At 50.2% G+C, this 26130-nt stretch carries 31 protein-coding genes and 2 tRNA genes; 16 read left to right on the top strand and 17 right to left on the bottom strand.

From position 1 onward, the window contains the following. Positions 1-17 precede the first annotated feature (17 nt). The 7 genes from ACIDF8_RS03715 to ACIDF8_RS03685 are packed head-to-tail and all read left to right on the top strand — an operon-like array spanning position 18 to position 5633. Positions 18-611, top strand: a complete 594-nt coding sequence (locus tag ACIDF8_RS03715; protein ID WP_412009257.1) for a riboflavin synthase — start codon at positions 18-20, stop codon at positions 609-611. Next, positions 611-1717 carry a bifunctional 3,4-dihydroxy-2-butanone-4-phosphate synthase/GTP cyclohydrolase II gene (gene ribBA / locus ACIDF8_RS03710; RefSeq protein WP_412009256.1) on the top strand — a complete coding sequence of 369 codons (1107 nt, stop codon included), beginning with the start codon at positions 611-613 and terminating at the stop codon, positions 1715-1717. The genes ACIDF8_RS03715 and ribBA overlap by 1 nt, the downstream gene beginning before the upstream one ends. Positions 1718-1738: 21 nt before the next feature. After that, on the top strand, positions 1739-2344 hold the full coding sequence (locus tag ACIDF8_RS03705) for a YqgE/AlgH family protein (RefSeq protein WP_412009255.1): 606 nt from the start codon (positions 1739-1741) through the stop codon (positions 2342-2344). After that, entirely contained in the window at positions 2337-2840 is a 504-nt protein-coding gene (gene ruvX / locus ACIDF8_RS03700) for a Holliday junction resolvase RuvX (protein ID WP_412009254.1), read from the top strand. The genes ACIDF8_RS03705 and ruvX overlap by 8 nt, the downstream gene beginning before the upstream one ends. A 12-nt stretch (positions 2841-2852) precedes the next feature. Continuing rightward, positions 2853-3386 carry a bifunctional pyr operon transcriptional regulator/uracil phosphoribosyltransferase PyrR gene (gene pyrR, locus ACIDF8_RS03695; RefSeq protein WP_412009253.1) on the top strand — a complete coding sequence of 178 codons (534 nt, stop codon included), beginning with the start codon at positions 2853-2855 and terminating at the stop codon, positions 3384-3386. Next, positions 3379-4335: an aspartate carbamoyltransferase catalytic subunit gene (locus ACIDF8_RS03690; protein WP_412009252.1), complete on the top strand. Its 957-nt coding sequence runs from the start codon at positions 3379-3381 to the stop codon at positions 4333-4335. Before pyrR ends, ACIDF8_RS03690 begins: the two co-directional genes overlap by 8 nt. Further along, positions 4332-5633: a dihydroorotase gene (locus tag ACIDF8_RS03685; RefSeq protein ID WP_412009251.1), complete on the top strand. Its 1302-nt coding sequence runs from the start codon at positions 4332-4334 to the stop codon at positions 5631-5633. The genes ACIDF8_RS03690 and ACIDF8_RS03685 overlap by 4 nt, the downstream gene beginning before the upstream one ends. Positions 5634-5735: 102 nt before the next feature. Here ACIDF8_RS03685 and ACIDF8_RS03680 read toward each other — a convergent pair whose 3' ends face one another. The 6 genes from ACIDF8_RS03680 to ACIDF8_RS03655 form a co-directional block, all read right to left on the bottom strand. After that, a complete protein-coding gene (locus ACIDF8_RS03680) occupies positions 5736-6383 on the bottom strand; it encodes a PEP-CTERM sorting domain-containing protein (RefSeq protein ID WP_412009250.1) in 648 nt (215 codons plus the stop codon). Positions 6384-6436: 53 nt separating this feature from the next. Next, positions 6437-7030, bottom strand: a complete 594-nt coding sequence (locus ACIDF8_RS03675) for a PEP-CTERM sorting domain-containing protein (RefSeq protein WP_412009249.1) — start codon at positions 7028-7030, stop codon at positions 6437-6439. A 247-nt stretch (positions 7031-7277) separates the two neighbouring features. Further along, entirely contained in the window at positions 7278-8114 is an 837-nt protein-coding gene (locus ACIDF8_RS03670) for a PEP-CTERM sorting domain-containing protein (RefSeq protein WP_412009248.1), read from the bottom strand. Positions 8115-8380: 266 nt separating this feature from the next. Further along, positions 8381-9586, bottom strand: coding sequence for a helix-turn-helix transcriptional regulator (locus tag ACIDF8_RS03665; protein ID WP_412009247.1), 1206 nt, complete (start codon positions 9584-9586; stop codon positions 8381-8383). Between the two features lie 288 nt (positions 9587-9874). Continuing rightward, entirely contained in the window at positions 9875-11038 is a 1164-nt protein-coding gene (locus ACIDF8_RS03660) for a PilT/PilU family type 4a pilus ATPase (RefSeq protein ID WP_412009246.1), read from the bottom strand. A 9-nt stretch (positions 11039-11047) separates the two neighbouring features. Next, a complete protein-coding gene (locus ACIDF8_RS03655; RefSeq protein WP_412009245.1) occupies positions 11048-12091 on the bottom strand; it encodes a type IV pilus twitching motility protein PilT in 1044 nt (347 codons plus the stop codon). Positions 12092-12157: 66 nt separating this feature from the next. On the opposite strand from ACIDF8_RS03655, the gene ACIDF8_RS03650 reads away from it, so the two are divergent. The 3 genes from ACIDF8_RS03650 to ACIDF8_RS03640 are packed head-to-tail and all read left to right on the top strand — an operon-like array spanning position 12158 to position 14258. Next, a complete protein-coding gene (locus ACIDF8_RS03650) occupies positions 12158-12874 on the top strand; it encodes a YggS family pyridoxal phosphate-dependent enzyme (protein WP_412009244.1) in 717 nt (238 codons plus the stop codon). Positions 12875-12879: 5 nt separating this feature from the next. Beyond that, positions 12880-13710: a pyrroline-5-carboxylate reductase gene (proC, locus tag ACIDF8_RS03645; protein ID WP_412009243.1), complete on the top strand. Its 831-nt coding sequence runs from the start codon at positions 12880-12882 to the stop codon at positions 13708-13710. Next, the gene (locus tag ACIDF8_RS03640) at positions 13710-14258 is read left to right on the top strand and encodes a YggT family protein (protein WP_412009242.1); all 549 of its coding nucleotides are present in this window, start codon (positions 13710-13712) and stop codon (positions 14256-14258) included. Before proC ends, ACIDF8_RS03640 begins: the two co-directional genes overlap by 1 nt. Positions 14259-14314: 56 nt before the next feature. On the opposite strand, the gene rng is transcribed toward ACIDF8_RS03640, so the two are convergent. Both rng and ACIDF8_RS03630 read right to left on the bottom strand, forming a co-directional pair. Next, positions 14315-15781, bottom strand: a complete 1467-nt coding sequence (rng, locus tag ACIDF8_RS03635) for a ribonuclease G (RefSeq protein ID WP_412009651.1) — start codon at positions 15779-15781, stop codon at positions 14315-14317. Between the two features lie 46 nt (positions 15782-15827). Beyond that, positions 15828-16394, bottom strand: coding sequence for a Maf family protein (locus ACIDF8_RS03630; RefSeq protein WP_412009650.1), 567 nt, complete (start codon positions 16392-16394; stop codon positions 15828-15830). A 179-nt stretch (positions 16395-16573) separates the two neighbouring features. Between ACIDF8_RS03630 and ACIDF8_RS03625 the strand changes: the two genes are divergently transcribed. Genes ACIDF8_RS03625 through ACIDF8_RS03605 form a run of 5 tightly spaced genes read left to right on the top strand, consistent with a single transcriptional unit; the run spans position 16574 to position 19639 of the window. Next, complete coding sequence (locus ACIDF8_RS03625) at positions 16574-17431, top strand: ATP-binding protein (protein WP_412009241.1); 858 nt, start codon at positions 16574-16576, stop codon at positions 17429-17431. A gap of 3 nt (positions 17432-17434) precedes the next feature. Next, positions 17435-18388: a Nudix family hydrolase gene (locus ACIDF8_RS03620; protein ID WP_412009240.1), complete on the top strand. Its 954-nt coding sequence runs from the start codon at positions 17435-17437 to the stop codon at positions 18386-18388. Between the two features lie 2 nt (positions 18389-18390). Next, positions 18391-18909 carry a hypothetical protein gene (locus tag ACIDF8_RS03615; RefSeq protein WP_412009239.1) on the top strand — a complete coding sequence of 173 codons (519 nt, stop codon included), beginning with the start codon at positions 18391-18393 and terminating at the stop codon, positions 18907-18909. Between the two features lie 56 nt (positions 18910-18965). Beyond that, entirely contained in the window at positions 18966-19367 is a 402-nt protein-coding gene (locus ACIDF8_RS03610; RefSeq protein WP_412009238.1) for a DUF1801 domain-containing protein, read from the top strand. A 44-nt stretch (positions 19368-19411) separates the two neighbouring features. Beyond that, complete coding sequence (locus ACIDF8_RS03605) at positions 19412-19639, top strand: VF530 family DNA-binding protein (protein ID WP_412009237.1); 228 nt, start codon at positions 19412-19414, stop codon at positions 19637-19639. A 1-nt stretch (position 19640) separates the two neighbouring features. On the opposite strand, the gene ACIDF8_RS03600 is transcribed toward ACIDF8_RS03605, so the two are convergent. The 5 genes from ACIDF8_RS03600 to ACIDF8_RS03580 all read right to left on the bottom strand — a co-directional run bounded on the left by ACIDF8_RS03600 (position 19641) and on the right by ACIDF8_RS03580 (position 22622). Continuing rightward, positions 19641-20084 carry a copper chaperone PCu(A)C gene (locus tag ACIDF8_RS03600; protein WP_412009236.1) on the bottom strand — a complete coding sequence of 148 codons (444 nt, stop codon included), beginning with the start codon at positions 20082-20084 and terminating at the stop codon, positions 19641-19643. Between the two features lie 19 nt (positions 20085-20103). Continuing rightward, positions 20104-20265 (bottom strand): DNA gyrase inhibitor YacG, encoded by a 162-nt coding sequence (locus ACIDF8_RS03595; protein WP_412009235.1) that lies wholly within the window; start codon positions 20263-20265, stop codon positions 20104-20106. A 26-nt stretch (positions 20266-20291) separates the two neighbouring features. Next, on the bottom strand, positions 20292-21065 hold the full coding sequence (gene zapD / locus ACIDF8_RS03590; RefSeq protein WP_412009234.1) for a cell division protein ZapD: 774 nt from the start codon (positions 21063-21065) through the stop codon (positions 20292-20294). Positions 21066-21134: 69 nt separating this feature from the next. Next, positions 21135-21737 carry a dephospho-CoA kinase gene (gene coaE, locus ACIDF8_RS03585; RefSeq protein ID WP_412009233.1) on the bottom strand — a complete coding sequence of 201 codons (603 nt, stop codon included), beginning with the start codon at positions 21735-21737 and terminating at the stop codon, positions 21135-21137. Between the two features lie 12 nt (positions 21738-21749). Further along, on the bottom strand, positions 21750-22622 hold the full coding sequence (locus tag ACIDF8_RS03580; protein ID WP_412009232.1) for a prepilin peptidase: 873 nt from the start codon (positions 22620-22622) through the stop codon (positions 21750-21752). A gap of 214 nt (positions 22623-22836) precedes the next feature. Between ACIDF8_RS03580 and ACIDF8_RS03575 the strand changes: the two genes are divergently transcribed. Next, positions 22837-23235, top strand: a complete 399-nt coding sequence (locus tag ACIDF8_RS03575; protein WP_412009231.1) for a hypothetical protein — start codon at positions 22837-22839, stop codon at positions 23233-23235. 49 nt (positions 23236-23284) lie between these two features. Here the strand turns inward: ACIDF8_RS03575 and ACIDF8_RS03570 are convergent, their stop codons facing one another. From ACIDF8_RS03570 to ACIDF8_RS03555, 4 genes are all read right to left on the bottom strand, one after another. Next, positions 23285-24214, bottom strand: coding sequence for a polyprenyl synthetase family protein (locus ACIDF8_RS03570; protein WP_412009649.1), 930 nt, complete (start codon positions 24212-24214; stop codon positions 23285-23287). A 229-nt stretch (positions 24215-24443) separates the two neighbouring features. After that, a tRNA-Arg gene (locus ACIDF8_RS03565) sits at positions 24444-24520 on the bottom strand. Positions 24521-24630: 110 nt separating this feature from the next. Then, a tRNA-Ser gene (locus ACIDF8_RS03560) sits at positions 24631-24724 on the bottom strand. A gap of 157 nt (positions 24725-24881) precedes the next feature. Continuing rightward, positions 24882-26111 (bottom strand): aspartate kinase, encoded by a 1230-nt coding sequence (locus tag ACIDF8_RS03555; RefSeq protein WP_412009230.1) that lies wholly within the window; start codon positions 26109-26111, stop codon positions 24882-24884. Between the last annotated feature and the right edge of the window lie 19 nt (positions 26112-26130).

The raw sequence follows: 26130 nt of genomic DNA, 5'->3' as shown, positions 1-26130 counted from the left end.
ACTGATAAAATCACACCATGTTTACTGGGATTATTCAAACCGTCGGCCGGATTGCCGAAGTCGTTCCTCATGGCGAAGATTGTGCATTACGCATAGAAGCGCCTGGATTGGGAATGGAAGATGTGCAGTTGGGAGACAGCATTGCCGTGAATGGGGTGTGCCTGACAGTCACAGACTTTAATTCACGCAGTTTTCAGGTCATGGTATCCAAAGTCACGCTTGCCGTGACTACCAGCCTGAGCAAACCTGGCCCCGTTAACCTGGAAAAAGCCATGCGCCTGGCGGACCGTCTTGGCGGTCACCTGGTCACAGGCCATGTCGACGGGCTAGGCAAGATCACCGCCCTCGCGCCGGTGGGCGAATGTTGGGAGCTGAAAATAAGCGCCCCTCACGCGATCAGCAAATACATTGCAAAAAAAGGCTCACTTTGCGTCAACGGCATCAGCCTCACCGTCAATGAAATTGTGCGGGATGAGGTCAGCATTAACTTGATTCCGCATACCATGCAACACACCATGATGCAGTATGCCAAAGCAGGCGACCTGGTGAATCTCGAAATTGACGTGATTGCGCGTTATGTCGAGCGGATGCAAGCCTGGGAGCAAGAGTAATGTCAGCACAGATTAGTCCTATTGAAGCCATTATTACCGATATCCGTGCCGGAAAAATGGTCATTCTGGTAGATGACGAACACCGCGAAAACGAAGGTGACTTTGTCATTGCCGCAGAATTTGTCACTGCTGAACACATCAACTTCATGGCCAAGTATGGCCGCGGGCTGATCTGCCTGACCTTGACTGAACAGCGCTGCCGGCAATTAAACCTGCCACCCATGGTGCAAAAAAATGGCACGCGCCTGGGCACCAACTTCACGGTTTCCATTGAAGCGGCTGAGGGCGTCACTACGGGTATTTCCGCCGCAGACCGTGCAACCACCATCCGTGCGGCCATTGCCAAACAGGCCAGTGCCGCCAGTATCGTCAGTCCAGGTCACATTTTTCCTTTATCTGCCATGAATGGCGGCGTGCTGGTACGCGCCGGCCATACCGAGGCAGGTTGTGACCTGGCACAACTGGCAGGTTGTGAACCTGCCAGCGTCATCTGTGAAATCCTGAAGGATGACGGCGAGATGGCCAGGCTACCAGACCTGATGCAGGTCGCCGCCGAACACAATATCAAGATTGGTACCATTGCCGACTTGATCCACTACCGTGCCGCACACGAAAGACTGATTGAGCGTAGCGCCGAGCGCGAGATAGAAACCGTGTTTGGAGCGATGCAACTGATTGCCTACCGCGACCACATTGCCCAGGAAACCCATCTGGTGCTGGTCAAAGGCCAGCCAGAGCAAAGTGATGAAGTGCTGGTCCGTGTCCATGAGCCACTATCGATGATAGACCTGTTGGATAGCAGCCACCAATCGCATAGTTGGAATCTGCTGCAAGCGATGCGCACCATTAGCCAGGCGGCTTGTGGCGTCATCGTACTCATCAACCATGATGAAGATGGCCTGGGCCTGACTGATCGCATTTTGCGCGCCGACCAAAAACTGGTCCTCAATCAGGAATTACGTAATTACGGTATCGGCTCACAAATCCTGCTGGATCTCGGCGTGAAGAAAATGCGCCTGATGGCTGCCCCACGCAAAATGCCGAGTATGGATGGCTTTGGTTTTGAAATTACCGGGTACTTGAGCGCAGAGGAAGCGCATGCATGACTTTGTGATAAAGCCTCCCCGATGACTGAGCAATTGACTTTGAATGAGCAGGCAAACCGCCTGGACCTGACTGGCCAAATCCTGATTGCGATGCCCGCCATGCAGGACCCCTACTTCACCAAAAGCGTGATCCTGATCTGTAACCATGACGAAGATGGCGCCATGGGCATGATCCTCAACCATCCGCTAAAACTGAATGTGGGCGATCTGTTTGAGCAACTGGACATGGCATGCGAGGTTGCGCAACAACAAGCCCGCCCCGTGCATTTTGGCGGGCCGGTACAAGTTGAACGTGGCTTCGTCCTGCATGCACCCGCCACGGAATTCAACACCACCATGGGCTTGTCCGCCACACTAGCGATGACTTCGTCTAAAGATATCCTCGAAGCCGCCGCCCGTGATGAAGCGCCGCAAGACATGTTTATTGCACTGGGCTATACCGGCTGGGCTGCTGGTCAGCTTGAACAGGAAATCCAGGACAACGCTTGGCTGACACTGCCGCTGACTGAAGATCATCAACTACATAAATTGATTTTTAAATTGCCCAGTGATGACAAACTTGCTTGGGCCATGCAGCAATTAGGCGTGGATTTTGCCACCTTGTCCGAGGTTGCCGGGCATGCCTGATGCAACCAGGCCTGGCAAACAGCCACTCAACCAGAGCCATTTACCGATTACCCAACGCCGCTATCCTGACATCACCGGCACCTTACTGGCGTTTGATTTTGGTGAAAAACGGATTGGCGTCGCAGTCGGCGACACCCTGCTCAAACTCGCCCATCCGCTGTTGACCATAGAAGCTGAAGAAAACGCTACCAAGTTTGCGCAAATTGAATCCTTGCTAAAAGAATGGCAACCAGTACTGCTGGTAGTCGGCCTGCCGATGTCACTGGATGGGGAGGCACACACCATGACGGCCTTGGCACAAAAGTTTGCCCAACGCCTGGAAGGCCGCTTTAACTTGCCAGTCGTCATGGTAGATGAACGGCTCTCTTCGGCGGAGGCCTCGCAATCGCTGCGCGAAGCAGGCATCCACGGCCGGGCGCAAAAGCAGATGCTGGACCAGGTTGCTGCCCAAACTATATTACAATCTTATTTTGATGCTTATCACACAGGTGCGTAGCACAGGATGCCCATGACTTTACCTGATCCCGAACAATTACTTGATCATTTGTATGCGCAACTCAAGCCGCGTATCCAGGCCGAGACTGCCCTAGTAGGTATTTATACCGGCGGCGTCTGGCTTATGCAAAAACTGTTGCAGCGTTTGCAGGACGAATTAGGCCACGACATCGTGCATGGCAAGCTGGATGCCGCCATGTACCGCGATGATTATGCGCAACGCGGCCTGAAAACAGCCGCGCAGCCTGCACAAATTCCGTTTGATGTAAACGGTAAACATATCATCCTGATTGATGACATTTTTTATACGGGCCGCACCACACGTGCCGTCATGAATGAATTATTTGATTATGGCCGTCCCGCATCGGTGCAATTGGCCGTACTGATCAACCGTGGCGGCGCCCAACTACCGATCCGCCCCGATATGACTGGCGCCGATCTGCCATTGCAGGCCAATCAATCGTTTGAACTGGCGATCAACACTCAGGGCAAACTGCACCTGAGCATTGCCACCTCGGCAGCGAATGGAGTGGATGCCCATGTATAACCCGCAACTCAACGCCCAGGGCCAGCTGCAACACTTGCTAAGCATCGAAGGTCTGCCCAAGCGCATCCTGACCGATATTCTGGACACCGCCGAAAACTTTGTCGGCGTTGCCGAACGCGAAGTGAAAAAAGTGCCGCTGCTGCGTGGCAAAACCGTCTGCAATATCTTTTTTGAAAACAGTACGCGTACGCGCACCACGTTTGAAATTGCCGCCAAACGCCTGTCGGCCGATGTGCTCAACCTCAATGTCAGCACCTCTTCACAATCCAAAGGCGAGACCATTCTTGATACGGTGAACAACCTGATTGCCATGCATGCGGATATGTTTGTGGTCCGTCACCAGCAAAGCGGTGCCGCGCATTTCATTGCGCAACACGTGCCACCGCACATCAGCGTGATCAATGCCGGCGATGGCCGCCATGCGCACCCGACCCAAGGCTTGCTGGATGTATTCACCATCCGCAAATACAAGCCAGAGATGCACAACCTGCGCGTGGCGATTGTGGGCGATGTCTTGCATTCGCGCGTTGCCCGCAGTGAAATCCATGCGCTGACCACCTTGGGCGTCCCTGAAATTCGGGTGATCGCACCGCGTACCCTGCTGCCTGCCGATGTGGAAAAGCTGGGTGTGCAAGTATTCCACAATATGGAGCAAGGCCTCAAAGACGTAGACGTTGTCATGATGTTGCGCCTGCAAAACGAGCGCATGTCCGGGGCCTTGTTACCCAGCTCACAGGAGTTTTTCCAGACCTTTGGTTTGACCCCTGAACGCCTGGCACTGGCTAAGCCGGATGCCATTGTGATGCACCCAGGCCCAATGAACCGGGGAGTAGAAATTGATTCGGCAGTGGCGGATGGCAAACAATCCGTCATCCTGCCGCAAGTAACCTATGGGATTGCAGTACGCATGGCGGTGATGGCAATTCTGGGAGGAGGCAGCGCCGCATGAATATCCTGATTACACAAGGCCGCTTGATGGATGCCAGCCAACAACTGGACCAAGTACAAGACCTCTATATCAGCGCAGGCAAGATTGTCGGCATAGGTGAGGCACCAACAGGCTTCAAGCCTGACCAGACACTGGATGCCCAAGGCAAATGGGTGTTGCCCGGCCTGGTGGATTTGTGTGCCCGCCTGCGCGAACCAGGCAGCGAATACAAGGCAACCTTGCTAAGTGAGTTGCGTGCGGCGATGGCAGGTGGTGTTACCAGCCTGGCTTGCCCGCCAGATACTGATCCCGTGCTCGACGAGCCTGGACTGGTTGAGATGCTCAAGCACCGCGCCAAGTCGCAGGCGCTGGCCCATGTCTACCCGCTTGGTGCGGTGACACGGCAATTAGAAGGCCAGTTACTGACTGAAATGTATGCCTTGACTGCTGCCGGATGCGTAGGCTTTTCGCAGGCGGATGCAGCGATTGTCGATACCCAGGTGCTCTGGCGGGCGTTTGAATATGCCGCGACTTTCGGCTATACGCTGTTTATGCGGCCTGAGGATCCCTATCTGGCAAAAAACGGGGTCGCACATGACGGTGAAGTCGCTTCCAGGCTGGGTCTCAAAGGCATCCCGGCGGCGGCAGAAAGCATTGCACTGCAAACCATGCTGCGCATTGCCCAAGCCACAGGCGCCAAATTGCATATTGCCCGCGTCTCCACCGCTGAGTCAGTTGAGTTGATCAGGCAAGCCAAACAGGCGGGCATGACCGTCACTGCGGATGTCAGTATCCAGCACCTGCACCTGACCGACATGGATATCGGCTTTTTTGACAGCATGGTGCATCTAAAACCGCCCGTTCGTACCCAACGTGACCGCGATGCCTTACGCGCTGGCCTGCTGGACGGTACGCTAGATGCGATTTGTTCGGATCATACGCCAGTTGACGATGATGCCAAGGCACTCCCGTTTGCCGAATCACACCCCGGGGCTTCCGCACTAGAGCTCTTGCTACCCCTGACCTTGAAATGGTCAGCCCAGGCAAAACTCTCGCCCTTGCAAGCCCTGGCCAAAGTAACGCAGATACCCGCCCGAATTCTGGGCGTCAGTGCTGGCACTTTACAAACCGGTGCAACGGCTGATGTGGTGATTTACGACCCTGAAATGGAGTGGCGCGTCGATGGCCGAGCCCTGATCAGCCAAGGCAAGAATACGCCATTTGTGAATCACAGCCTGTCTGGTAAGGTCACGGCAACCATTACCCAAGGGAACCTGGTATTTCAGCAGGAAACCATGCAACTGAATAGCCAATCCTGATAGCTTGGGAATAGGATTAGTGCCAAAAGGACGATGATCCTGCCCTAAGCTCTTAGGGCAGGATTTGACTTAATAAATGTTCGAATAAAAGTTTTGTTATTGCTAAGTCGCCTTTCGATTGCGTCGTACCAGAACCCCTATCAAACCTAAACCCACTAGCAATAAAGCAAAACCTTCAGGCTCTGGTACGGGTGTAACACTAAAAGTTGAAGTGAGTGTTTGGGTCATGGTGGTGTAATCATCTACCCCTTTGTATGTGCCATAGCCAGTTGCACCGGCAAACAAGCCTGTACCGCCAGTGATCAGCAAATCGCCTGTATACCAAATTTTGCTAAACGGAGACGCAATTGCAGGATCAACATTTGCCTCTGTCGCGTAAGGTCCGTTGGATAAAATGGTGCCAAAGATAGTATCCCCATTTTTTAAAGTTTCGGTGAATTGGCACACTCCGGCACAGCTTAAAACACTGGTTGCCACGTTAAACAAAAACTCAGTTGAGGTCGTGAGCGAAGTCGAGAAAAGACTAGCATCCCCACTCACGAGATTATTAGGCAATAAATTGACCGTGGTTTTGTAAAGAATATTGCTATAACCCAGACCAGTATCCACTTCTGTGACTGTTTGCGAAAAAAGACCGCTGTAAGTTTGTTCAACATTGTAAGTAGCTGCATTAGCATTCATTGCAAAAAAATTGAATGTCGACAAACTAACGAACATGACCAGCGAACTCAAAGCTTTTGTGATCTGCATAAAAAATCCTTTCGGTTTAAAACAAATTGGATAAAGATCAAACTAGAAAATAATTAGCTCTGGTGGCGGCGCAATGCACCACCCAGCAACCCCAAACCAGCTAATAGCAGTGCCCCACTTTCAGGCTCTGGAACTGCGGCCACTGCATAGACAGGTATAGAAAAATAGCTAGGGCCGCCAACACCGCTAATATTCTCTGTAATCAAAGGGAATGCAAATTGATCACTGTAATAAGTGCCGTAATCAATCATCGCTCCGTAACTAACTGGTACTTGATAATCAACACCAAAACCTGTGGCACTTAAATTAACCGTTGAAGGTGTGGTAGATAAAAACTGCTTGGCATTAGAGAACTCGAAACCAGCGCCAATTAAAGTAAACTCTCCAGCGATTGAGTCAGGGCCGCCATAATTCTGAACAAGAATATGGATGTAATTTGTAATACCGGATGTCAAATTGCTGGTGATTGTTTGCAATGGCCCACTGAAAAATGAAGTTGAGCCGATTAAATTTCCCTGCTGAGTATCATCAGTAGAAATGAAAATATCGGCATAATCGTCGGCCCCTAATATAAAACTCACTGTTGAGTTTGCTTGCGCAGTGCCTAAACTCAACATCATAGCTGCGGTAAAAAATAACTTATTCATAAAAACTCCTTAAAGATGAAGTGAAAAAAATTCAAGTTATCGTTTGCTGCCAATCTCTTTTAAGTTCGCCAACTTAGTGGATGGCTATTGCGGAGAACTCATGGTGCAAACTGAAAAAATTGTGCCTGGCGCTATAATTAATCGCTTGATTCACTGTCGGCTGTTTCACAGAGAGCGTAATCAGGCCACAAGGGGAGTTTGCTTTTCAATGCGCCTCCAAATACCTAATTACTAAAGCACCAGAGTCTCAACCGTGACGACGCATCACGCCACCTAGCAAGCCTATACCTGCCAGCAGCATAGCCACGCTCTCAGGCTCTGGCACAGCCGCGATTTGTCCGGGACTTACAGCCCATGCATAGAATAGGCTGTTCGTAAAGCTGTCGTTCTTAACGGATGGTGACTGGTAGCCATAGTTGGTACCGAAGCCCCACGCACCATCAGCATTCGGCGCGGATTCCGTGCCAGACCAGTACAATGAAGATTGCTCGTTTACAAATGTGTTGTTCGGGTCTTTAATGCCATAGTCTGGTTGATTATCTCCATAGATATCTTTGCTTGCCAAACTACCTAGCTCTTGATAGTACAGCTCAGCCAGCTCATCACCTTTGGCTGTGCCATTGGTGGCGCTGTTATAGCCGCAATCTGTACCACTGTAAGCAAAAAAATCACACCCAGGTGTACCACGGTCTATTATGGTGGGGAGATGCCACTGATTGCCGCCGGCATAGCTAATGCTGTTAAGGTAGTTTATATAAGCGATAGCACCAAACCAGCTAGTACTACCGTTGCTGGAAAAATCACTGGCGCTGATGATATAAGTGCCTGTGGGACTATAAAAGTTAGGCGTGTTGCTGATGGTGGGGCTGGCCGCAATAATGGCATTCACAACCGTATCAAAACCCTGGCTGGCAAACATACTGCCTAATAAATTTGCATCCTTAGTCCATGTCACATCACTCACTGAGCTGTAGACTAAATCTGTACCATTGGCAGTATAACTGGTGAGTTTGGCGTGGGCTTGCGTCGCAGCCAGTAGCATCAAGCCAGCCAGCAGTGGTTTGGTTGGTGTAATCAATTGCATGGTGTGTACCCTTAGGATAAGAAGCCTGTAAAGCGGTCGCCAGTCGTTTTTATTTAATTTTCACGGCGTCAGTGACTGGTCGCGTGTTATGTGAGCTATGGTAGGGATGGAAATAAAATCGCACATCCCCCAACTGGGGGAGCAATCATTATTTTCATGAAAAGCTTAAGTGCTTATGGGATGGTGTGAAATTAAAGTCTGTTGAATCAGCGCAAGAATTTAGAAACTACTGTGGTGTTGCATTTGCTGCACACATTTATCGCATGCTAATCAGCATTCAAATTCTTAGCTGACTTTTGTAGGAAATTGCTCGGTAGATGCAACATGAGTCGAATCAATTCAGACTGCTGGTTAGTTGAAGTTTTTTGGTAAATTATTTGCAATTGTTTTCTGACTGTATCGTGTTTTAAACCAAGTCTTTGTGCTATTTCCTTTTGTGCAAAACCTTCCGCCAGTAATATTGCTATTCGACACTCGGCAGGTGTTAGACCAAATGCGGCACTTAGAAGAGAGGCATCAACTTTGGGTGCAGATTCGGGGTGATAAAAAAAAAGCATTACGAGTGGACGCAACCCATAAGCTCTCATTACTCTTTGTGGTGGCAACATTGTATAAAAAGCATAAAGTGTCTTATGATCAATTGAGGATGAGATTTGTAAGGTTTTAAAGTTAGAAGTTTCATCAAAACTTGATGTTTTGATGGCGATTTCCATAACTTCGCACTCATTCAAATAGATCTGCTGATATTTAGGCGGCATTTGTAAACGACCTTCCTTAATGCTAACTAAGTCAGTGACTTTCAGCATTTGTTTGGCTGATTCATTTACATGCATTACTTCACCATGCACAGAAGTAAGTATGACAGGTTGTCTTAATTTATTGACTAGCGTGTGTCCGACCAAAGCTTGAGTTGAATAAATAAAGTTCTGAATTGAAAGGCGACAAACCCTACACATATGAGGAAGTAGCTTATTTAGGAAGTTAAGACACTCTTTGGAAATTGGTCCTTGCATAGGGCTCGTGAAAACCCCAAAGTAGACAACTGCACGCTCATCATCAACCAGCTTACATATGGAAGAATATTTAACATCGGCTGGCGCGAGAAATTCTTGGTAAATAGGATGTTTAGCCATAACCTCCTCACCAACTGTTTCATAATCATGAACCCAGTAACCTGGTAATTTATCAGTCAAATGTTGTAGCCGTAGCTCAACAAATTGATATTTATGCAAATATGCGAACTCGGACTCTACTGACACATTGGCATGTTCACTAAACGATATAGCATGATTACTTTTATCCTGTGCAATCATGTGAATAACCTTTATACCCAGCACTTTGCTCAAGTGAAGTAAAAATGGCTCCCAACCCGTTTCATCCTCAAGGCTTTGGTAAAGAAGCTCAGTCAGTTGATTAATACTTTCGTCAGAAAAATTGACTTGAATGTCATTTGAAGTTCTTACCGATTTCATGAATAACCCACTAAATTAGCTTTTAACTAAAAAAGCTGTCAAATAGAAATTCAGAGCACAAATACTCACATATATTAAATATTTGTATGGAAAATATCCATGCACAAATGGGGGGTATTGAAGCAACAAACGGCCACCAATTAACAAGCCACTTTTAACTGAGAGCAAGTGATTTTTTTGATAAGTTGGGAAGAAATCAGAATTATTTTGTTGAAAAAATCTGCGGAGAAGGTGCTCATTAATGGTTGCCTCACTAACGAGCATGTACAGAAAAAAGTATTTGATACCTTATAAAATATCCAGATCAGAAATCTTGCTGCGTTCCTGATTTTCCGGGTTGGCGACTTTGCTGTTGAGTTTAAACTTGAGTCGCAAGTCGTTGACAGAGTCGGCATTACGCAAGGCGTCGTCGTAACTGATCTGACCAGTTTCAAACAGGTCAAACAAAGCCTGGTCAAAGGTTTGCATCCCTAACTCACGGGATTTGGCCATGACTTCTTTAATGCCATGGACATCGCCTTTGTAAATCAGGTCTGAAAGCAGGGGGGAATGCAGCAACACTTCTACTGCAGCCACACGACCAGAGCCATCCACCTTAGGTATCAGGCGTTGTGAGGCAATACAGCGCAGATTGAGCGACAAGTCCATCAGCAGTTGCTGGCGGCGCTCTTCGGGGAAAAAGTTAATAATGCGGTCCAGCGCCTGGTTGGTGCTGTTGGCGTGCAAGGTAGCCAGGCATAAGTGGCCGGTTTCAGAAAAGGCGATCGCATAATCCATGGTTTCACGGTCGCGGATTTCGCCGATCATGATCACATCCGGCGCCTGGCGTAAGGTATTTTTGAGTGCGGCGTGCCAATTGTCTGTATCCACGCCCACTTCGCGCTGGGTGACGATACAGTTGCGGTGGCTATGTACAAATTCTACCGGGTCTTCAATGGTGATAATGTGGCCGTAGCTGCTCTCATTGCGGTGACCCAGCATGGCAGCCATCGAGGTTGACTTACCCGAGCCCGTGCCGCCGACAAAAATAATCAGGCCGCGCTTTGCCATCACCACATCTTTGAGCACAGGCGGCAAGTTCAAATCATCAAATTTGGGGATATTGGTATTGATCACACGGATCACCAGGCCAATCGCACTGCGCTGCACGAAGGCATTGACGCGAAAACGGCCTACCGATGGCATGCTGATGGCAAAATTGCACTCCATGGTCTCCTTGAACTCTTGCGCCTGTTTGTCATTCATCACCACACGCGCAATTTCAGCGGTTTGCTGGGTACTCAAAGTTTGTGAGGTAATCGGCGTCAACTTACCATCAATCTTCATGGCAGGCGGAAAGCCTGCGGTAATAAACAAATCCGAGGCTTTACGCGTGACCATGAGCTTCAACAGGTCGTTGATAAACTTTTCGGTTTGCGCGTGATCGGCGCCGGTCTGCATGCTGCTATCCATCTTTAATATTTACCCGATAATGCCGTCACGGTTAGCGGCCTTTGTGCGTGCCTCGTCTGCACTGATCACATTACGGCGCACCAGGTCTTGCAGATTCTGGTCCAGCGTTTGCATGCCCACGCTCTGACCAGTCTGGATGGCAGAATACATTTGTGCAATCTTGTTTTCGCGGATCAGGTTTCGGATGGCGGGGGTGCCGATCATGATTTCATGCGCAGCGACCCGGCCCTGCTCGTCCTTGGTTTTACACAGGGTTTGCGAAATGACGGCGCGTAACGACTCTGAGAGCATAGAGCGCACCATTTCTTTTTCTGCCGCCGGGAACACATCGACCACGCGGTCTATGGTTTTGGCCGCAGAGCTGGTATGCAAAGTACCAAACACCAAGTGACCAGTTTCGGCCGCAGTCAGCGCCAGACGGATCGTTTCCAGGTCTCGCATTTCACCTACCAGAATCACATCCGGGTCTTCACGCAAGGCTGAACGCAGGGCGTTTTCAAACGACATGGTATGCGGCCCGACTTCGCGCTGGTTAATCAATGACTTTTTCGAGGTATGCACAAACTCAATCGGGTCTTCCACGGTGAGGATATGCGACATCTGTGATTCGTTGATGTAATCAATCATGGCCGCCAAAGTCGTCGACTTACCGGAACCAGTCGGCCCGGTGACGAGCACAATCCCGCGCGGCGTATCGGCGAGATCCTTGAATACACGCGGGGCGTTGAGCTCTTCCAGCGTCAACACCTTGCTTGGAATGGTACGGAATACCGCACCGGCCCCGCGTTGATGGTTAAACGCATTCACCCGGAAACGCGCCAGGTCAGAAATCTCGAATGAAAAGTCGCACTCCAGTTTCTCTTCATAGACTTTGCGCTGGCTGTCATTCATGATGTCGTACAACATGTTATGTACTTCGGCATGATCCATGGCTGGCAAGTTGATTTTACGCACATCGCCATGCACACGTATCATCGGTGGCAAGCCGGCAGACAAATGTAAGTCCGAGGCTTTGTTTTTAACTGAAAATGCCAATAAATCTGAAATATCCACAATCCACTCCAGTGATTATTTATATAATATTATTTTTTACCGCGACCCTGCACTGTATTGCCTCCCATGACTGACATCGCTGACAATCTGGCCCTGATACGCCAACAATTGGCACAGGCACGTGAAAGTTACCAGGCCAAACAAAGCGTGACACTCTGTGCGGTCAGCAAGGCACAGCCGGCATCTGCCCTCAGGGAAGCCTATCAGGCCGGACAAACCGTTTTTGGTGAAAACTATCTGCAAGAGGCTCTCGCCAAACAACAGCAATTGCAAGACTGTGCAATAGCATGGCATTTTATTGGCCCGATTCAAAGCAACAAAACACAGCCGATTGCCGCGCATTTCGATTGGGTGCATTCGGTGGACCGCCTTAAAATCGCACAACGCCTGTCTGATGCACGCCCGGCAGACAAGCCGCCGTTAAACATTTGCCTGCAAGTCAATATTAGCGAGGAATCAAGCAAAAGTGGTGCCAGCGCTCAAGAGGTATTGGATCTGGCTTTAAATATCAGGCAGTTACCCCACTTGCATTTGCGTGGCCTGATGGCGATTCCCGCCCCCGTGGCAGATTTCAACCAGCAACGTGACCAATTTCGGCAGGTGCGGGCCCTGTTTGATCACCTGAACGCGCAAGGCGTGCAACTGGATACCCTCTCTATTGGCATGAGTGGTGACTTTACCGCAGCGATTGCCGAAGGCGCGACGCTGGTGCGCATAGGCACGGCCATTTTTGGGGCCCGTCCGCACAAATCCGATAACGACTCAGCAAAAGAAGGAACTTGAACATCATGCAATCACTGTCAGCCACCCGCATCGCCTTTATTGGCGGCGGCAATATGGCACAAGCGTTAATGATAGGCCTGCAACAACGTGGCTTTTCCATGTCCAATATTACGGTCATAGATCCAGACGCCAGCAAACACGCCGCGCTGCAAGCCAAACTAGGTGTGAACACCAGTGAAGTGCTTTCAGCAGCCGCGCTAGCCGTAGATGCTGTGGTGCTGGCAGTCAAACCCCAGCAATTACAAGCTGTGGCGCAATCGCTGGCTCCGCATTTGCAGTCACAACTGGTGATCTCGGTTGCCGCCGGAATCCGCACTGGTGATTTAAGCCGTTGGCTGGATGGCTACCAGACCTTGATACGCACCATGCCCAATACCCCGGCACAAATTCAGGCCGGCATTACTGGCGCTTATGCCCTGCCAGCCGTCTCAGTTGGCCAGCGCGACATTGCCGACCAGTTATTGCAAGCGGCAGGTGAAGTGGTTTGGCTAGAAGCTGAAGACCAGCTGGATGCGGTGACCGCGATTTCAGGCAGTGGCCCAGCTTATGTCTTTTTGATGATAGAAGCCCTGACCGCCGCAGGCGTCGCGCTTGGCCTCAGTGAGGCCCAATCACAACAACTGAGCCTGGCCACGTTTAAAGGCGCGAGTTTGCTGGCAGCATCCAGCGCCACCCCGGTCGCTACCCTGCGTGAGCAAGTCACCTCCAAAGGGGGCACCACCGAACAGGGGCTGATCAGTATGCGCGAACACGATATTCATGGCATGATGCAACATGCCGCAGCACAGGCAGCACGCCGCGCCAAAGAACTTGGCGATCAATTGGGAGCACAATAATGTTGCAAAACATGACGACTTTTTTGTTGAATGCCGCATTTGGCATTTTGACTTTTTTACTGGTGTTGCGCTTTTTAATGCAATGGACCCGGACTTCATTCCAGAATCCGCTCGGACAAATGGCTATGGCCTTAACTGACTTCATGGTGAAGCCTGCCCGCAAACTGATTCCGCCCGCCCGCCAGCTGGATTTATCCACTTTGTTGCTAGCATGGCTGACACAAGTCGTGTTATTTGTCTTGCTGACCTTGCTTGCCGGCGCGCCGGTATCCCCTGTGTTTTGGTTTTGGCAAGCGTTTGTCGCCGTGTTAGGCCAAATACTGGATGTGTTTTTTTACGCCATCCTGCTCATGGCGATCTTAAGCTGGGTCAACCCTTACAGCCCGATTTATGGCGTGCTGAACCAGTTGTCAGCACCTATCCTCAACCCGCTACGTAACGTGCTGCCATCAATTCAGGGCTTTGATTTTTCAGCGTTGGTCGCTTTGCTGCTGCTGCAAATGATCAGCCATATCGTGTTGCCAGGGTTGGCAGGCGGCATGCTGTAAAGATCGTGCCCGGGACAGCCATCGCATATGGCGTCCCGGACCGGTGAAACTAAGGCCTAAACCCAGACAATATCAAACTCTTCACGCCCGTATTGGGTGTCCATGTGCAAGGACACCGGGCGTTTGATAAAGTCAGACAAGCTCGCCAGGCTTTGCGACTCCTCGTCGCCCAGCATATTAATCACCTCAGGCGACGCCAGAATCTTGAAGGCTTTGGCATTCTTAAACTGTTTGGATTCGCGCAGTAGCTCACGCATGATTTCATAGCAAATCGTCTGCGCAGTTTTGAGCTCGCCACGGCCCTGACATACCTCGCACGACTCACACAGTAAATGCGCCAGGCTTTCACGCGTGCGTTTACGCGTGAGCTCCACCAGCCCGAGCGCAGAGAAGCCATTCACATTAATCCGGGCACGGTCCAGCGTCACAGCACTGCGCAACTCTTCCAGCACCGCCGCACGCTGTGCATCTTCATCCATATCAATAAAGTCGATGATAATGATGCCACCCAGGTTACGCAGGCGCAGCTGACGGGCAATTGCTTGTGCTGCCTCGAGGTTGGTTTTAAAAATAGTATCTGAGAGGTTTTTGCCACTGACAAAACTCCCGGTGTTCACATCCACCGTGGTGAGCGCCTCAGTCTGGTCAAAGATCAGGTAGCCACCAGACTTGAGTTCTACCTTGCGCGCCAGCGCCTTTTCGATTTCGTTTTCAATATCGTAAAACTCAAACAGCGAGCGTTCGCCTTTGTAGTGCGTCAGCGGTTTCACCGCATGCGAGACGTAGAGTTCGGCAAACTCCTTCAGCCGCTCAAACATCTCGCGCGAATCGACACGGATACTGGTAGTTTCGGTACATACCACATCGCGCAAAATGCGTCGCGGCAAGCTCAAGTCATAAAAAATCAGCGAGCGTTCACCCACTTTGGTGCTCTCGGTCTGGATTTTTTGCCAGACTTTGCGCAAATACTCAATATCCGCCAGCAACTCCTGATCCGTCGCATTCTCTGACATCGTGCGGATGATGTAGCCACCTTCGCGTGCTTCAGGCAACAAACCGAGCAAACGGTTGCGCAAAAACTCGCGTTCTTCTTCGTGATCAATGCGTTGCGACACGCCAATATGTTTCTGGTAAGGCAGGTAGACCAAAAAACGGCCGGCAATGCTGATTTCAGTGGTCAGCCGTGCACCTTTGGTGCCGATCGCCTCTTTAATCACCTGGACGATAATCGACTGCCCTTCATGCAACACCTCCTGAATCGGGCGGTCGGTCTTTACCGCCCCCTCCTCAGTATGGCACTCCATGATGTCGGCCGCATGCAAAAATGCCGCGCGCGGCAGGCCGATCTCCACAAAGGCAGACTGCATGCCAGGCAACACGCGCACAACAGTACCACGATAAATATTGCCGACAATCCCTAGCGACGAAGCGCGTTCAATATGCAACTCCTGAACGATGCCCTGCTCCAGAATCGCCACGCGCGTTTCCTGCGGCGTGACGTTAATCAAAACTTCCTGTGCCAACGACATAGTGCTTATCCAATCCCGAATCTATTTTTTTGACAGCAGTTTACCACGCGTTAAGCAACTGCGCCGTTTCATGCAGTGGTAAGCCCATCACCCCGCTATAACTGCCCTCAATGCGCGAAATCCAGGCCCCGGCACGGCCCTGGATGCCGTAGGCACCCGCTTTATCCATGGGCTCTTCCGAAGCGACGTAATCCTGTAACGCCGCCAACGGCACCGGCATCATCTGCACCCGCGTCGTACTCAGCAAACATTGCACTTGTCCCTGGTGCATCACGGCCACGGCGGTATGGACTTCATGCAAACTTCCACTTAGGCGCGTTAACATCGCCATTGCCTCAGCGGCATCCGCAGGCTTGCCCAATATCTCGTTACCCAGCGCCACCGTGGTATCTGCCGCCAGAATGGGCAACCCGCGCTGGCTATGCGCCGCATGGATCGCTTGCGCTTTGGCCACCGCCAAACGTTGTACATAAACAGCGGGATCTTCGCCAAGCAGGCAAGATTCATCAATATCTGCGGGCAAAATTTCACAATGCACGCCTAATTGCGCCAATAACTCGACGCGGCGAGGGCTGCGCGAGGCCAAAATAATAGTGCGACGATTCATCATCTTTATGTCTTTACCCAATGGACCGCGTGCGGCAGCGTGGCTTAGCCTGCTGCGCGCAGCATTAAAAACGCTATTATGTCTTATTCCAGCCCAGGTTTAACCAGACTTTGCCGGTTGAGCGGGACCTGCCTGCTTTGTGTACAATACCACCTCGTTTGACATTTGAAGCCTCGCCCATGAACGCCATTGAACAGCTCATACAGCGCGCCGACCACCTGATTACCCGCCTGGAAAGCCTGTTGCCACCCCCTCCTGCCGAGCCAGACTGGCAAGCCGTGGCCTGGCGCTGGGTCAAACATAACGGGCACGGCCAGTTACAGGCCGTTGCACATCCCCACCAAATCCTGCTGGATGATATCCGCTTTATTGACCGGCAAAAAAATGAGGTGGTACGCAATACACGCCAGTTTTTACAAAGCCTGCCTGCCAACCACGTATTGCTGACAGGCGCACGAGGCACCGGTAAATCCTCGCTGGTAAAGGCAGTGCTCAACGCCTACGCCAGCGAAGGCTTACGTCTGATCGAAGTCGAAAAGCAAGACCTCACAGACCTGCCGCAAATCACTCAATTGATCCGCCAACGCCCGGAAAAGTTTATTATTTTTTGCGATGACCTGACCTTTGAAGCGCATGATCTGGGTTACAAAGCCCTCAAAGTCATCCTCGATGGCTCGATTGAAAATGCATCCTCCAACCTGCTGGTCTACGCCACCTCCAACCGCAAAAACCTGATGCCGGAATACATGGCGGACAACCAGCCCATTCTTGATCAAGGTGAAATCCGCCAAAACGACACCATAGATGAAAAAACCTCGTTGGCAGAGCGCTTTGGCCTATGGCTATCGTTTTACAGTTTCGACCAGGATGAATACCTGAATATTGCCGCGCACTGGCTAAAAACTTTCGGCATTAAGATGGATGATGCCGCCCGTCACGCTGCCCTGCAGTTTTACCATACGCGTGGCGCCCGCAGCGGCAGAGTAGCCTATCAGTTTGCCAAAGACTATGCCGGCCAACTGCAACTGAAATCCTGAGCCATGACAAAACTCGTCCAAGTCGCCGTCGCTATCCTGATCCGCCCCAATGGCGAATACCTGCTCGCCAGCCGTCCCAACGGCAAAGGCTGGGCTGGCTGGTGGGAATTCCCCGGCGGCAAAATCGAATCTGGCGAAACACCAGAAAATGCCTTGATCCGAGAATCGCAAGAGGAACTCGGCATTACGCCCACACAAATCCAGCCATGGATCAAACGCCGCTACGACTACCCGGCCACACATGACGCCGAAGCCAAAACCGTGCTGCTGCACTTTTTCTTTGTGCATGCCTGGCAAGGCGAATTACAAGCACGTGAAGGCCAGCAGTTTGCCTGGCAGCATCCACGCACCCTCAACGTCAGCCCCGTGCTGCCTGCCAATGCACCCATCATGCAATCCCTCAGCCTGCCGCCTGTGTATGCCATCAGCAATCTCCAGGAAATGGGTGAACACGCATTCTTGCAAGCGTTAAAGCAGCAGCTCGACCATGGCCTGCAATTGCTGCAAATCCGCGAATCACAGCTTGATGACGCAGCACTCGCCAAATTGAGCGAGGAAGTATTACAGCTATGTGCGCCTTATGACTGCCGCTGCTTACTCAATGGCAGCCCCGAACAAGCATTACAACTCGGCTACCACGGCGTGCATTTAAATAGCCAGCGCCTGCTGGCCCTCACACAAAAACCGGATAAATTGTTAGTAGGTGCCTCTTGCCATAACCGCGTAGAGTTAGCGCAAGCACAATCATTACAACTAGACTTTGCAATGCTCTCCCCTGTGCTACCAACAAAAAGCCACCCTGAAGCAACTGGACTAGGCTGGGAGCAATTTGGTGAAATGTTAAATGGGCTTGAAATTCCAGTGTATGCACTGGGTGGGGTGCAACCTGAGCATCTCCGCCAAGCTCAAGCCAGTGGCGCACGAGGTGTTGCTATGCAGCGTGCGATTTGGGAGTAATTATGTCCGATTTCTATCTTCAGCTCATGCATCGGGAGGCTGTCCGCCGCCTTGAAGATGCTAAATTTTTGCATAACAGAGGAGATTCAGCTCACTTGCTCTCTCTTCTGGGTTTGGAGCTTTTGCTGAAGTTAGTACATGAAGTCGTTGTAGGAAAAAAAACATCACACCGCCACCAATATCACCTTATTTTTCACGACTTGCCTTTAGAAACTCAAAAAGAAATTCTCGAAAGAGCACATGACCGAATTGGTCCTTCTGCATTGGATACAAAGACATCAGATATTTTGAAAGAGTGGGGCAACAACTTTATTAGCCTTCGCTATCCATATGAAAAATACGAAGGACTCACCGAAGCAGAATATCACCAAAAAAGTGAGGACTGGATTCAAGCGGGTGCGCCGTTAGAACAAGCGACATTCCGTTACTTTCCAGAAGAGCTGTTTGGCATAATAGAAGCTCTCAAACAAATGACTAATGCAATGGCTAACAACTCTTTCCAACGGAAACATCCAAAATAATTTACTTCAATCGATTATTTGCTTTTTAGCGAAGTAGACGCATATTAGGAAACGCAGTGAGTAGCTCAAGCCCCCAAACACCAGTGCAAGCCTCAAAGCTCATTGATCAAAAAATTGCAGGGCTTCACGATTGGCGTGGAGCCGTGTTGAGCAATATGCGTGCGCTTATTCATGACGCAATTCCAGACGTCATAGAAGAAGTGAAATGGATGGGCACACCTGTATGGTCTAAAGATGGAATCATTTGTACAGGTGAAACTTATCAATCTAAAGTCAAGTTGACTTTCATTAAAGGGGCGATGCTTGAAGATCCAGCTACGCTCTTTAATTCAAGCTTGGAGGGGAACACCCGGCGAGCGATTGATATCTTTGAAGGAGCGCAGATTGATGTCGCAGCATTTAAAGCATTGATACAGGCAGCGGCAGCGCACAACGGATCGTCAAATAAAGCGCGCTAAACGGACAAAATAATTGCACATAGACACGAATGCATCATTAACTCATGAGCCAACTTAACAATCCATTGCATGGCATTACCCTTGAACAGATCGTCGAACACCTAGCAGCGCATTATGGCTGGGAAGGGCTGGCACTTAAGGTGAATATCAATTGCTTTAAGAATGATCCTTCGGTGAAGTCCAGCCTGAAGTTTTTGCGAAAAATGCCTTGGGCGAGGACTCAAGTAGAAGCTTTGTATGTCGCGACTTTTGTAAAAGGCGCAGGGAGTTAATTTACGGTGCAGATTTCACCGGCATGGTGACAAACTGGTCTGTAATCTTGCCTTGTTTGTCTTTAAAGCACAGTCTGAATTTCACCTGCTCGCCAGCTTTAAATGGCGTGGGTAATTCAAATAACATTAAGTGCAAACCGCCTGGTGCCAGTTTCACTGGCTTGCCTGCAGGCACCGGCAGTTCTTCCATGCTGCGCATTTTCATGATGCCGTTTTGCATGGTCATGCTATGCATTTCTACGCTACCAGCGCGTTCGGTTTCAATATAAACCAGCGTCACATCTTGTGGGCTGTTAAGCGTCAGATAGGCTGCACCCACAAACTGGCCAGGATTGGATGCGCGCACCCAGGCATCTGTGAGTTTAACTTCTGCGCGGGCAAGCACAGATGCACCTAACAGGCACAAAGCGATGATGAGTTTTAAAAATGGGTGTTTTGTTTGCATACGCTAATCCAGGGCAAGATTATTCAGGCTCGTATAAATCTGGTGGCGTGCTGTCAGGGATGCGAAACTTTTCCGAGGCCCAGTCGCCCAGGTCCATGAGTTTGCAGCGTTCGCTACAAAATGGCCGGAACGCATTCGCCGGCGAGTATTCAGTGGTCTCGCCACATGAAGGACACGCCACTTTGCGGGGTTTAACTGCCGCGTGTGTCAATTGTGGCTGGCTCCGGTAAAGTTACAGATAATCATCTTGAACGGGATGTCTTGCTCACAGCCTTTGGGGCGCTGTACAAAGTCTAGCTTTTGAAAGCGGATGTTTATTGCATATTTATTCGCACTGACTTCCGGAAAACACTCTTCATGGTCAATTTCAATGCGCAATAATTGGGCGGGTTTGTGACCTGAAAGCTGTTGCTGATAGGCACCATTATGCGCCACCAGTGATAACACCTGGCCGCTACCGCGCAACAACTGCAAAATCAGGCTGATGGCTTCATACATTGGCATCAAGCGTGATAACCACTGCGTAAAATCTTGCTTACGGCGCTCTACGCCAAGGTAGAGCCAGTGGCGGTATGAGGGCAAATCAAACTCGCAGACGCCGCCAGGAATGCTGGTGCGTTGCTTAACACTCATAAGCCAGTCATTGTCACGCAAGGTTTGCCCGAGTTTTTGATGGTCTGCCCGCAGGGTACTAGCACAACGTTCAAGGCTGTTTAAGGTGCTTTCGAGCGCATCCTGATCGATGTTGGGATTATGTTGCAACAGGGAAAGCTGGACTTTGTGACGATCTAACTCTTGCAGCAAATCCACCTTGAGATCACCACGATCAATGACATCCAATACTTGCAGCATGGAAATCAGGGCCACATGATGACTAACCTCATGGCCGATGGCGATGTGGTGCAACATTTTTTTGAACAGGTCTTCTAGGCGAAGATAGGTTCTGATGCGCTCGTTAAATGGAAATTCGTAGCTCGACACGGCAGCCTTTTCTGTCAGCTGATACTTGAAAAGTATGCAATAAAAGTTTGATTATGAAACCCTTTTACCTCAGAGGCAAGTTTTAGAGAAATTTTTGTGAAATTGCAGCACTTTTTGCTGTAAATCGGCCAGCGTAAGGTGATTTACAATCACTGTGTCTGCAATCGCCAGCCGCTCTTCTCGTGTGCTTTGCGCCGCCATAATTGCTTGTGCCATTTCGACAGAGAGCTGGCTGCGTTGCATCACCCGGCGCAACTGCGTCTCTTCATCACAATCAATCACCAGGACATGATCAATCATGGACCAGTCTTCACGGCTTTCGACTAATAAAGGAATCGCCAGAATCACATAGGGATGCCCGGCAAGTTGGGCAATTTGCTGCACCGCCTCGGCACGGATCGCCGGGTGCATGATTTGATTCAGTTGTTCCAGCGCATCCGGATGCTCAAACACATGCGCACGGAGTGCTGCCCGGCTCAGGCGGCCATCGGCCTCAAACATATCGTCGCCAAAAGCCGCCCGCACGGCTTGCATAGCCGGACTGCCTGGTTCACTCATTTCGTGCGCAATCCGGTCCAAATCAACGACAGGGACGCCTAAGGCAGCAAACGATGTACAAGCCTCGCTTTTACCACTGCCGATACCGCCAGTCACGGCCACTACTTTCGCCATGGATTGCTCCCATTAAGGCACTAAATAGTAAGCGGCCAGGCTTTGCCCATAAAACAAGGCGGCAATACCACCCAGGGCTAAAAAAGGACCAAAAGGGATCGCCGTCTGGCGGGTTTTGCCTTTGAGCAAAATTAAGCCGATGCCAATCACACTACCAACCACCGAGCTCAATAAAATGACTGCGGGGAGCAATTGCCAGCCAAACCAGGCGCCGATTGCCGCCAGAAGTTTGAAGTCGCCATAGCCCATGCCCTCTTTGCCCGTCACCAGTTTAAATAGCCAATAAACCGCCCACAACACGAGATAGCCGGCCATGGCACCAATCACAGCAGACGACAGATCGGTAAACCCATATTTGAGGTTCAGCAATAGCCCCAACCACAATAACGGTAAGGTAATGTCATCCGGCAAAAGCTGTGTATCAAAATCAATAAAGGTCAGTGCAACCAAGGCAAACACAAATGCCAATGCAAACAGGGTCAAATGGCTATAGCCATATTGCACTGCCACCGCCAGCGACAGCAGGCCTGTCAGTAACTCCACAAAGGGATAGCGCATGGAAATAGGCGCTTGACATGCTTTGCACCGTCCGCGTAAAAATAGATAGCTGATCACAGGAATATTTTCGAAGGCCGTAATCTGATGCCCACAATGCGGGCAAGCCGAACGCGGTACCACTAGATTGTATTTAGGCTGCTCCGGCACTTCTTGCCCCTGTAAATCCAGGCAACTGGCCTGCCATTCGCGCTCCATCATCTTGGGCAGGCGATGAATCACCACATTGAGAAAACTGCCGACCAGCAAACCAAAGACCAGGCAGGTGGCTTGCAGGGCATGCGGCTGGGTGCGCAACAGACTTAAAACAGGTTCAAGGATTTCTTGCATGATGCCGATAACAAAGTGAAGGTTGCTGCATCATCTCATCGTTAATGCCGGTAGGCAAGGCTGGCAAAGTGCAAAACTGCTTTAAAAGCATATTGTTCTGCCTTGAAAACTGTTTGCAAGTCACCATTTATGTGTAAGATGGTCATAGCACAGCAGCTTTTATGGTTTGTGTCTGTGTGAAGTGGCATCTGTTATCTAGAGAAGGAAGTTGCCTATGTCTGATCAAATCAAATTTACATCGCCAACCGAAGTTGAGTTGAACGAGGTTGAGCACCCTGCCTGGGATGAGCCAGTGATTTGTCGAGTAGAAGTCGATTTACCTGGATGGCTCACCAAACTGACCGGACAAGCGCACTGGGAAGTCTACAGTGAAGAGGAAGAGGAAAACTGCGTGAGCTTTGCGATGCGCTCTTCGAATCATCACCGCTTGCACAAAGCCATCGAAGCACAAGAGAGTGACATGCAGGCCGAGGTTACCTTGTATCACAACGGCTACGCCGTTGTTGATGTCAATGGAAAATCCTTGTTTGACGGTGCATTAACGCATGCGACCAACGATTGCGCCCGGCTCAGCTACTACCACATGAGTGGCGAGCCCATCGCCCTCAATTAACCAGCTTATTTTAAATGCCAAGGCCTGTGCGTCAGCAGGCTGCGGCCATTTAGTGTTGCCGGTTGACTGAAAACTGGGCTAAATCCAGCAAAGCCTGTTTTGCCGGAGTCAAATCAAAGACCGCTAACGCTGCGCAAGCCTGTTCAGCTTCTTTTTGCGCCACTGCACGCACATAATCAAATGCGTTCACAGCATGCAAAATCTCCAGCACAGCATCTAACTGCGTGACCTGCCCCTCTAACAAGGCTTGCTTGACCAAATCTGCCTGGGCAGCCGGCGCTTGCTGGATGGCATACAGCATAGGCAGCGTCACTTTACCTTCAACCAGGTCATTGCCTAGGGTTTTGCCTATTTTTTCACTGTCGCCAGTTAAATCCAGCACATCATCAATCAGCTGAAAGGCTGTCCCCAGATGCATGCCATACTTGGCTAAGCCCTCTTCTTGCTCAATACTGGCCTGGCATTGCACAGCCCCCAGGCGGGTGGCTGCTTCAAACAGCTTGGCTGTTTTAAAATGGATAACCTGTAAATAATCCTGCTCACTGACGCCGATATTGCGCACATTGAGCAATTGGAGCACTTCGCCTTCGGAAATCACATTGGTGGCATCGGCCAGGATTTCCATCACCCGCATATTTTGTAGCCTGACCATCATCTGAAAAGCGCGCGAGTACAGGAAGTCACCCACCAGCACACTGGCAGGATTGCCATACACATGATTGGCCGTAGATTTGCCTCGACGCAGCTCGGAGGCATCAACCACATCATCATGCAAAAGGGTGGCGGTATGAATAAACTCGACAATAGCGGCCAGTGAGTGGTGAGCGGGCGTCACATTACCGGCCAGATCAGCAGCCATCAACACCAGCGTCGGCCGCAAACGTTTGCCACCGCTGTGAATGATATATTCCGAAATTTGATTAATCAGCGGAACTTGGGATGACAAAGACTGGCGAATAACGGCATCCACCTGCTGCATATCGCCTGCAATCCGCGCCAAACAAGCCTGAAGAGACACTGAAACACCAATTGAATTAAAAGTTAAAGCATATCATACCGACACCATCATCGCTATGTTCAGCGCGTGTTGGCGTTGTATCAAAACACTGCGAAGCATTAAAAAATGTAATGCCTAACGGAATGTATCACTGAGTGTTCAAGCAAAGAAAAAAGCCTTGTTTCTCAGAAAGAAACAAGGCTTTTATTTTTGGCGCGCCCGGAGCGATTCGAACGCCCGACCCTTTGGTTCGTAGCCAAATACTCTATCCAACTGAGCTACGGGCGCCAAGGTTTGTTGCTTTGCAACAAAAACAGCATTATAACATGATTTTCAGCTTTGTGGAGTAGTAAAACGCTCTCATTTACCAAATGCTTGCATGGTCAAACCCAAGCTTTTGGCGGTGAGCGAGGGATTCGAACCCTCGATACAGGTTTAAGCCCATATGCTTCCTTAGCAGGGAAGTGCCTTCGACCACTCGGCCAGCTCACCTTATTAAAACAATCACGCTTTAATAATACCAACACAGCTGATGCTGTTTTCTTTGCAGTATTGCTACTGCATCGAAGGGCGCCATACTACGTGAAAACCCTTCAAAAATCAACGCAAAAAAGAAGAATGTTTTATTTCTTTATTCGTGCGTTTGCGATTATGCGTTTTCCAGGCCAAACGCTTTGTGTAACACGCGCACAGCCAGTTCCATGTACTTCTCTTCGATCACCACTGCGATCTTGATTTCACTGGTAGAGATCATTTGAATATTGATGCCCTCTTCAGCCAATGTACGGAACATCTGGCTGGCGATACCAACATGCGAACGCATCCCTACCCCTACGACAGACACTTTAGCGATCTTATCGTCGCCAGTGACTTCACGCGCCTGGATATGACCTTGAACCTTGTCACGCAGAATCGTCAGCGCTTTGTTCATTTCGTTTTTATGTACGGTAAACGTAAAATCTGTTGTGCCGTCGGCCCCCACATTCTGGATAATCATATCGACATCGATATTGGCATCAGCCACAGGACCAAGAATTTGGTAAGCAATACCAGGCTTATCTGGCACGCCCGCTACGGTAATTTTCGCCTCATCGCGGTTGAAGGCGATGCCGGAGATAATTGGGTCTTCCATGTTTTCCTCGTTTTCTTCGAATGTAATCAGTGTGCCATCGCCTTCTTCCTCAAAGCTGGAGAGCACACGTAACTTAACCTTGTATTTGCCTGCAAACTCAACCGAACGGATTTGCAGGACTTTGGAGCCTTGAGAGGCCAATTCCAGCATTTCTTCAAAGGTGATTTTGTCCAGGCGGCGCGCTTCTGGCACCACGCGCGGATCCGTGGTGTAGACACCATCGACATCCGTGTAAATTTGGCACTCATCTGCCTTGAGCGCTGCAGCCAGTGCCACGCCTGTAGTATCTGAGCCACCCCGGCCCAAGGTCGTAATATTGCCATTGGCATCCACACCCTGGAAACCAGCCACGACACAGACGTAGCCGTCATCAAGGTCTTTTTTCAGGTTGTGCTGGTCAATATCTAGAATACGGGCCTTGCTAAATGCATCATCCGTGAGGATTTTCACCTGGGTACCGGTATAGCTTTTAGCCTTGATACCGAGCTCCATTAGCGCGAGGGCAGTCATGCCGATGGTGACCTGTTCGCCGGTAGAGACCATCACATCCAGCTCGCGTGGATCTGGATCTGGCATAATTTCCTTAGCCAGTGAAATGAGCCGGTTTGTTTCGCCTGACATGGCAGACACTACCACAACCACTTGATGCCCCATGGCTTTATAACGTGCCACACGACGCGCCACATTACGGATACGCTCAGGATTGGCGACGGATGTGCCACCATATTTTTGTACGATTAATGCCATTATTTTGCTCTGTTAATCA

Source organism: Methylophilus sp. 3sh_L (genome assembly GCF_046766015.1).
GTDB lineage: Bacteria > Pseudomonadota > Gammaproteobacteria > Burkholderiales > Methylophilaceae > Methylophilus.
The sequence above is the reverse complement of the archived record's forward strand: the minus strand, read 5'-3'. Positions and strand labels throughout refer to the sequence as shown.

Excerpts from the sequence above, each read along its gene's own strand:
- ACIDF8_RS03715 (WP_412009257.1), top strand. The coding sequence starts at position 18 with ATGTTTACTGGGATTATTCAAACCGTCGGCCGGATTGCCGAAGTCGTT.
- ribBA (WP_412009256.1), top strand. The coding sequence starts at position 611 with ATGTCAGCACAGATTAGTCCTATTGAAGCCATTATTACCGATATCCGT.
- ACIDF8_RS03705 (WP_412009255.1), top strand. The coding sequence starts at position 1,739 with ATGACTGAGCAATTGACTTTGAATGAGCAGGCAAACCGCCTGGACCTG.
- ruvX (WP_412009254.1), top strand. The coding sequence starts at position 2,337 with ATGCCTGATGCAACCAGGCCTGGCAAACAGCCACTCAACCAGAGCCAT.
- pyrR (WP_412009253.1), top strand. The coding sequence starts at position 2,853 with ATGACTTTACCTGATCCCGAACAATTACTTGATCATTTGTATGCGCAA.
- ACIDF8_RS03690 (WP_412009252.1), top strand. The coding sequence starts at position 3,379 with ATGTATAACCCGCAACTCAACGCCCAGGGCCAGCTGCAACACTTGCTA.
- ACIDF8_RS03685 (WP_412009251.1), top strand. The coding sequence starts at position 4,332 with ATGAATATCCTGATTACACAAGGCCGCTTGATGGATGCCAGCCAACAA.
- ACIDF8_RS03680 (WP_412009250.1), bottom strand. The coding sequence starts at position 6,383 with ATGCAGATCACAAAAGCTTTGAGTTCGCTGGTCATGTTCGTTAGTTTG.
- ACIDF8_RS03675 (WP_412009249.1), bottom strand. The coding sequence starts at position 7,030 with ATGAATAAGTTATTTTTTACCGCAGCTATGATGTTGAGTTTAGGCACT.
- ACIDF8_RS03670 (WP_412009248.1), bottom strand. The coding sequence starts at position 8,114 with ATGCAATTGATTACACCAACCAAACCACTGCTGGCTGGCTTGATGCTA.
- ACIDF8_RS03665 (WP_412009247.1), bottom strand. The coding sequence starts at position 9,586 with ATGAAATCGGTAAGAACTTCAAATGACATTCAAGTCAATTTTTCTGAC.
- ACIDF8_RS03660 (WP_412009246.1), bottom strand. The coding sequence starts at position 11,038 with ATGGATAGCAGCATGCAGACCGGCGCCGATCACGCGCAAACCGAAAAG.
- ACIDF8_RS03650 (WP_412009244.1), top strand. The coding sequence starts at position 12,158 with ATGACTGACATCGCTGACAATCTGGCCCTGATACGCCAACAATTGGCA.
- proC (WP_412009243.1), top strand. The coding sequence starts at position 12,880 with ATGCAATCACTGTCAGCCACCCGCATCGCCTTTATTGGCGGCGGCAAT.
- ACIDF8_RS03640 (WP_412009242.1), top strand. The coding sequence starts at position 13,710 with ATGTTGCAAAACATGACGACTTTTTTGTTGAATGCCGCATTTGGCATT.
- ACIDF8_RS03630 (WP_412009650.1), bottom strand. The coding sequence starts at position 16,394 with ATGAATCGTCGCACTATTATTTTGGCCTCGCGCAGCCCTCGCCGCGTC.
- ACIDF8_RS03625 (WP_412009241.1), top strand. The coding sequence starts at position 16,574 with ATGAACGCCATTGAACAGCTCATACAGCGCGCCGACCACCTGATTACC.
- ACIDF8_RS03620 (WP_412009240.1), top strand. The coding sequence starts at position 17,435 with ATGACAAAACTCGTCCAAGTCGCCGTCGCTATCCTGATCCGCCCCAAT.
- ACIDF8_RS03615 (WP_412009239.1), top strand. The coding sequence starts at position 18,391 with ATGTCCGATTTCTATCTTCAGCTCATGCATCGGGAGGCTGTCCGCCGC.
- ACIDF8_RS03605 (WP_412009237.1), top strand. The coding sequence starts at position 19,412 with ATGAGCCAACTTAACAATCCATTGCATGGCATTACCCTTGAACAGATC.
- ACIDF8_RS03600 (WP_412009236.1), bottom strand. The coding sequence starts at position 20,084 with ATGCAAACAAAACACCCATTTTTAAAACTCATCATCGCTTTGTGCCTG.
- coaE (WP_412009233.1), bottom strand. The coding sequence starts at position 21,737 with ATGGCGAAAGTAGTGGCCGTGACTGGCGGTATCGGCAGTGGTAAAAGC.
- ACIDF8_RS03580 (WP_412009232.1), bottom strand. The coding sequence starts at position 22,622 with ATGCAAGAAATCCTTGAACCTGTTTTAAGTCTGTTGCGCACCCAGCCG.
- ACIDF8_RS03575 (WP_412009231.1), top strand. The coding sequence starts at position 22,837 with ATGTCTGATCAAATCAAATTTACATCGCCAACCGAAGTTGAGTTGAAC.
- ACIDF8_RS03570 (WP_412009649.1), bottom strand. The coding sequence starts at position 24,214 with ATGCAGCAGGTGGATGCCGTTATTCGCCAGTCTTTGTCATCCCAAGTT.
- ACIDF8_RS03555 (WP_412009230.1), bottom strand. The coding sequence starts at position 26,111 with ATGGCATTAATCGTACAAAAATATGGTGGCACATCCGTCGCCAATCCT.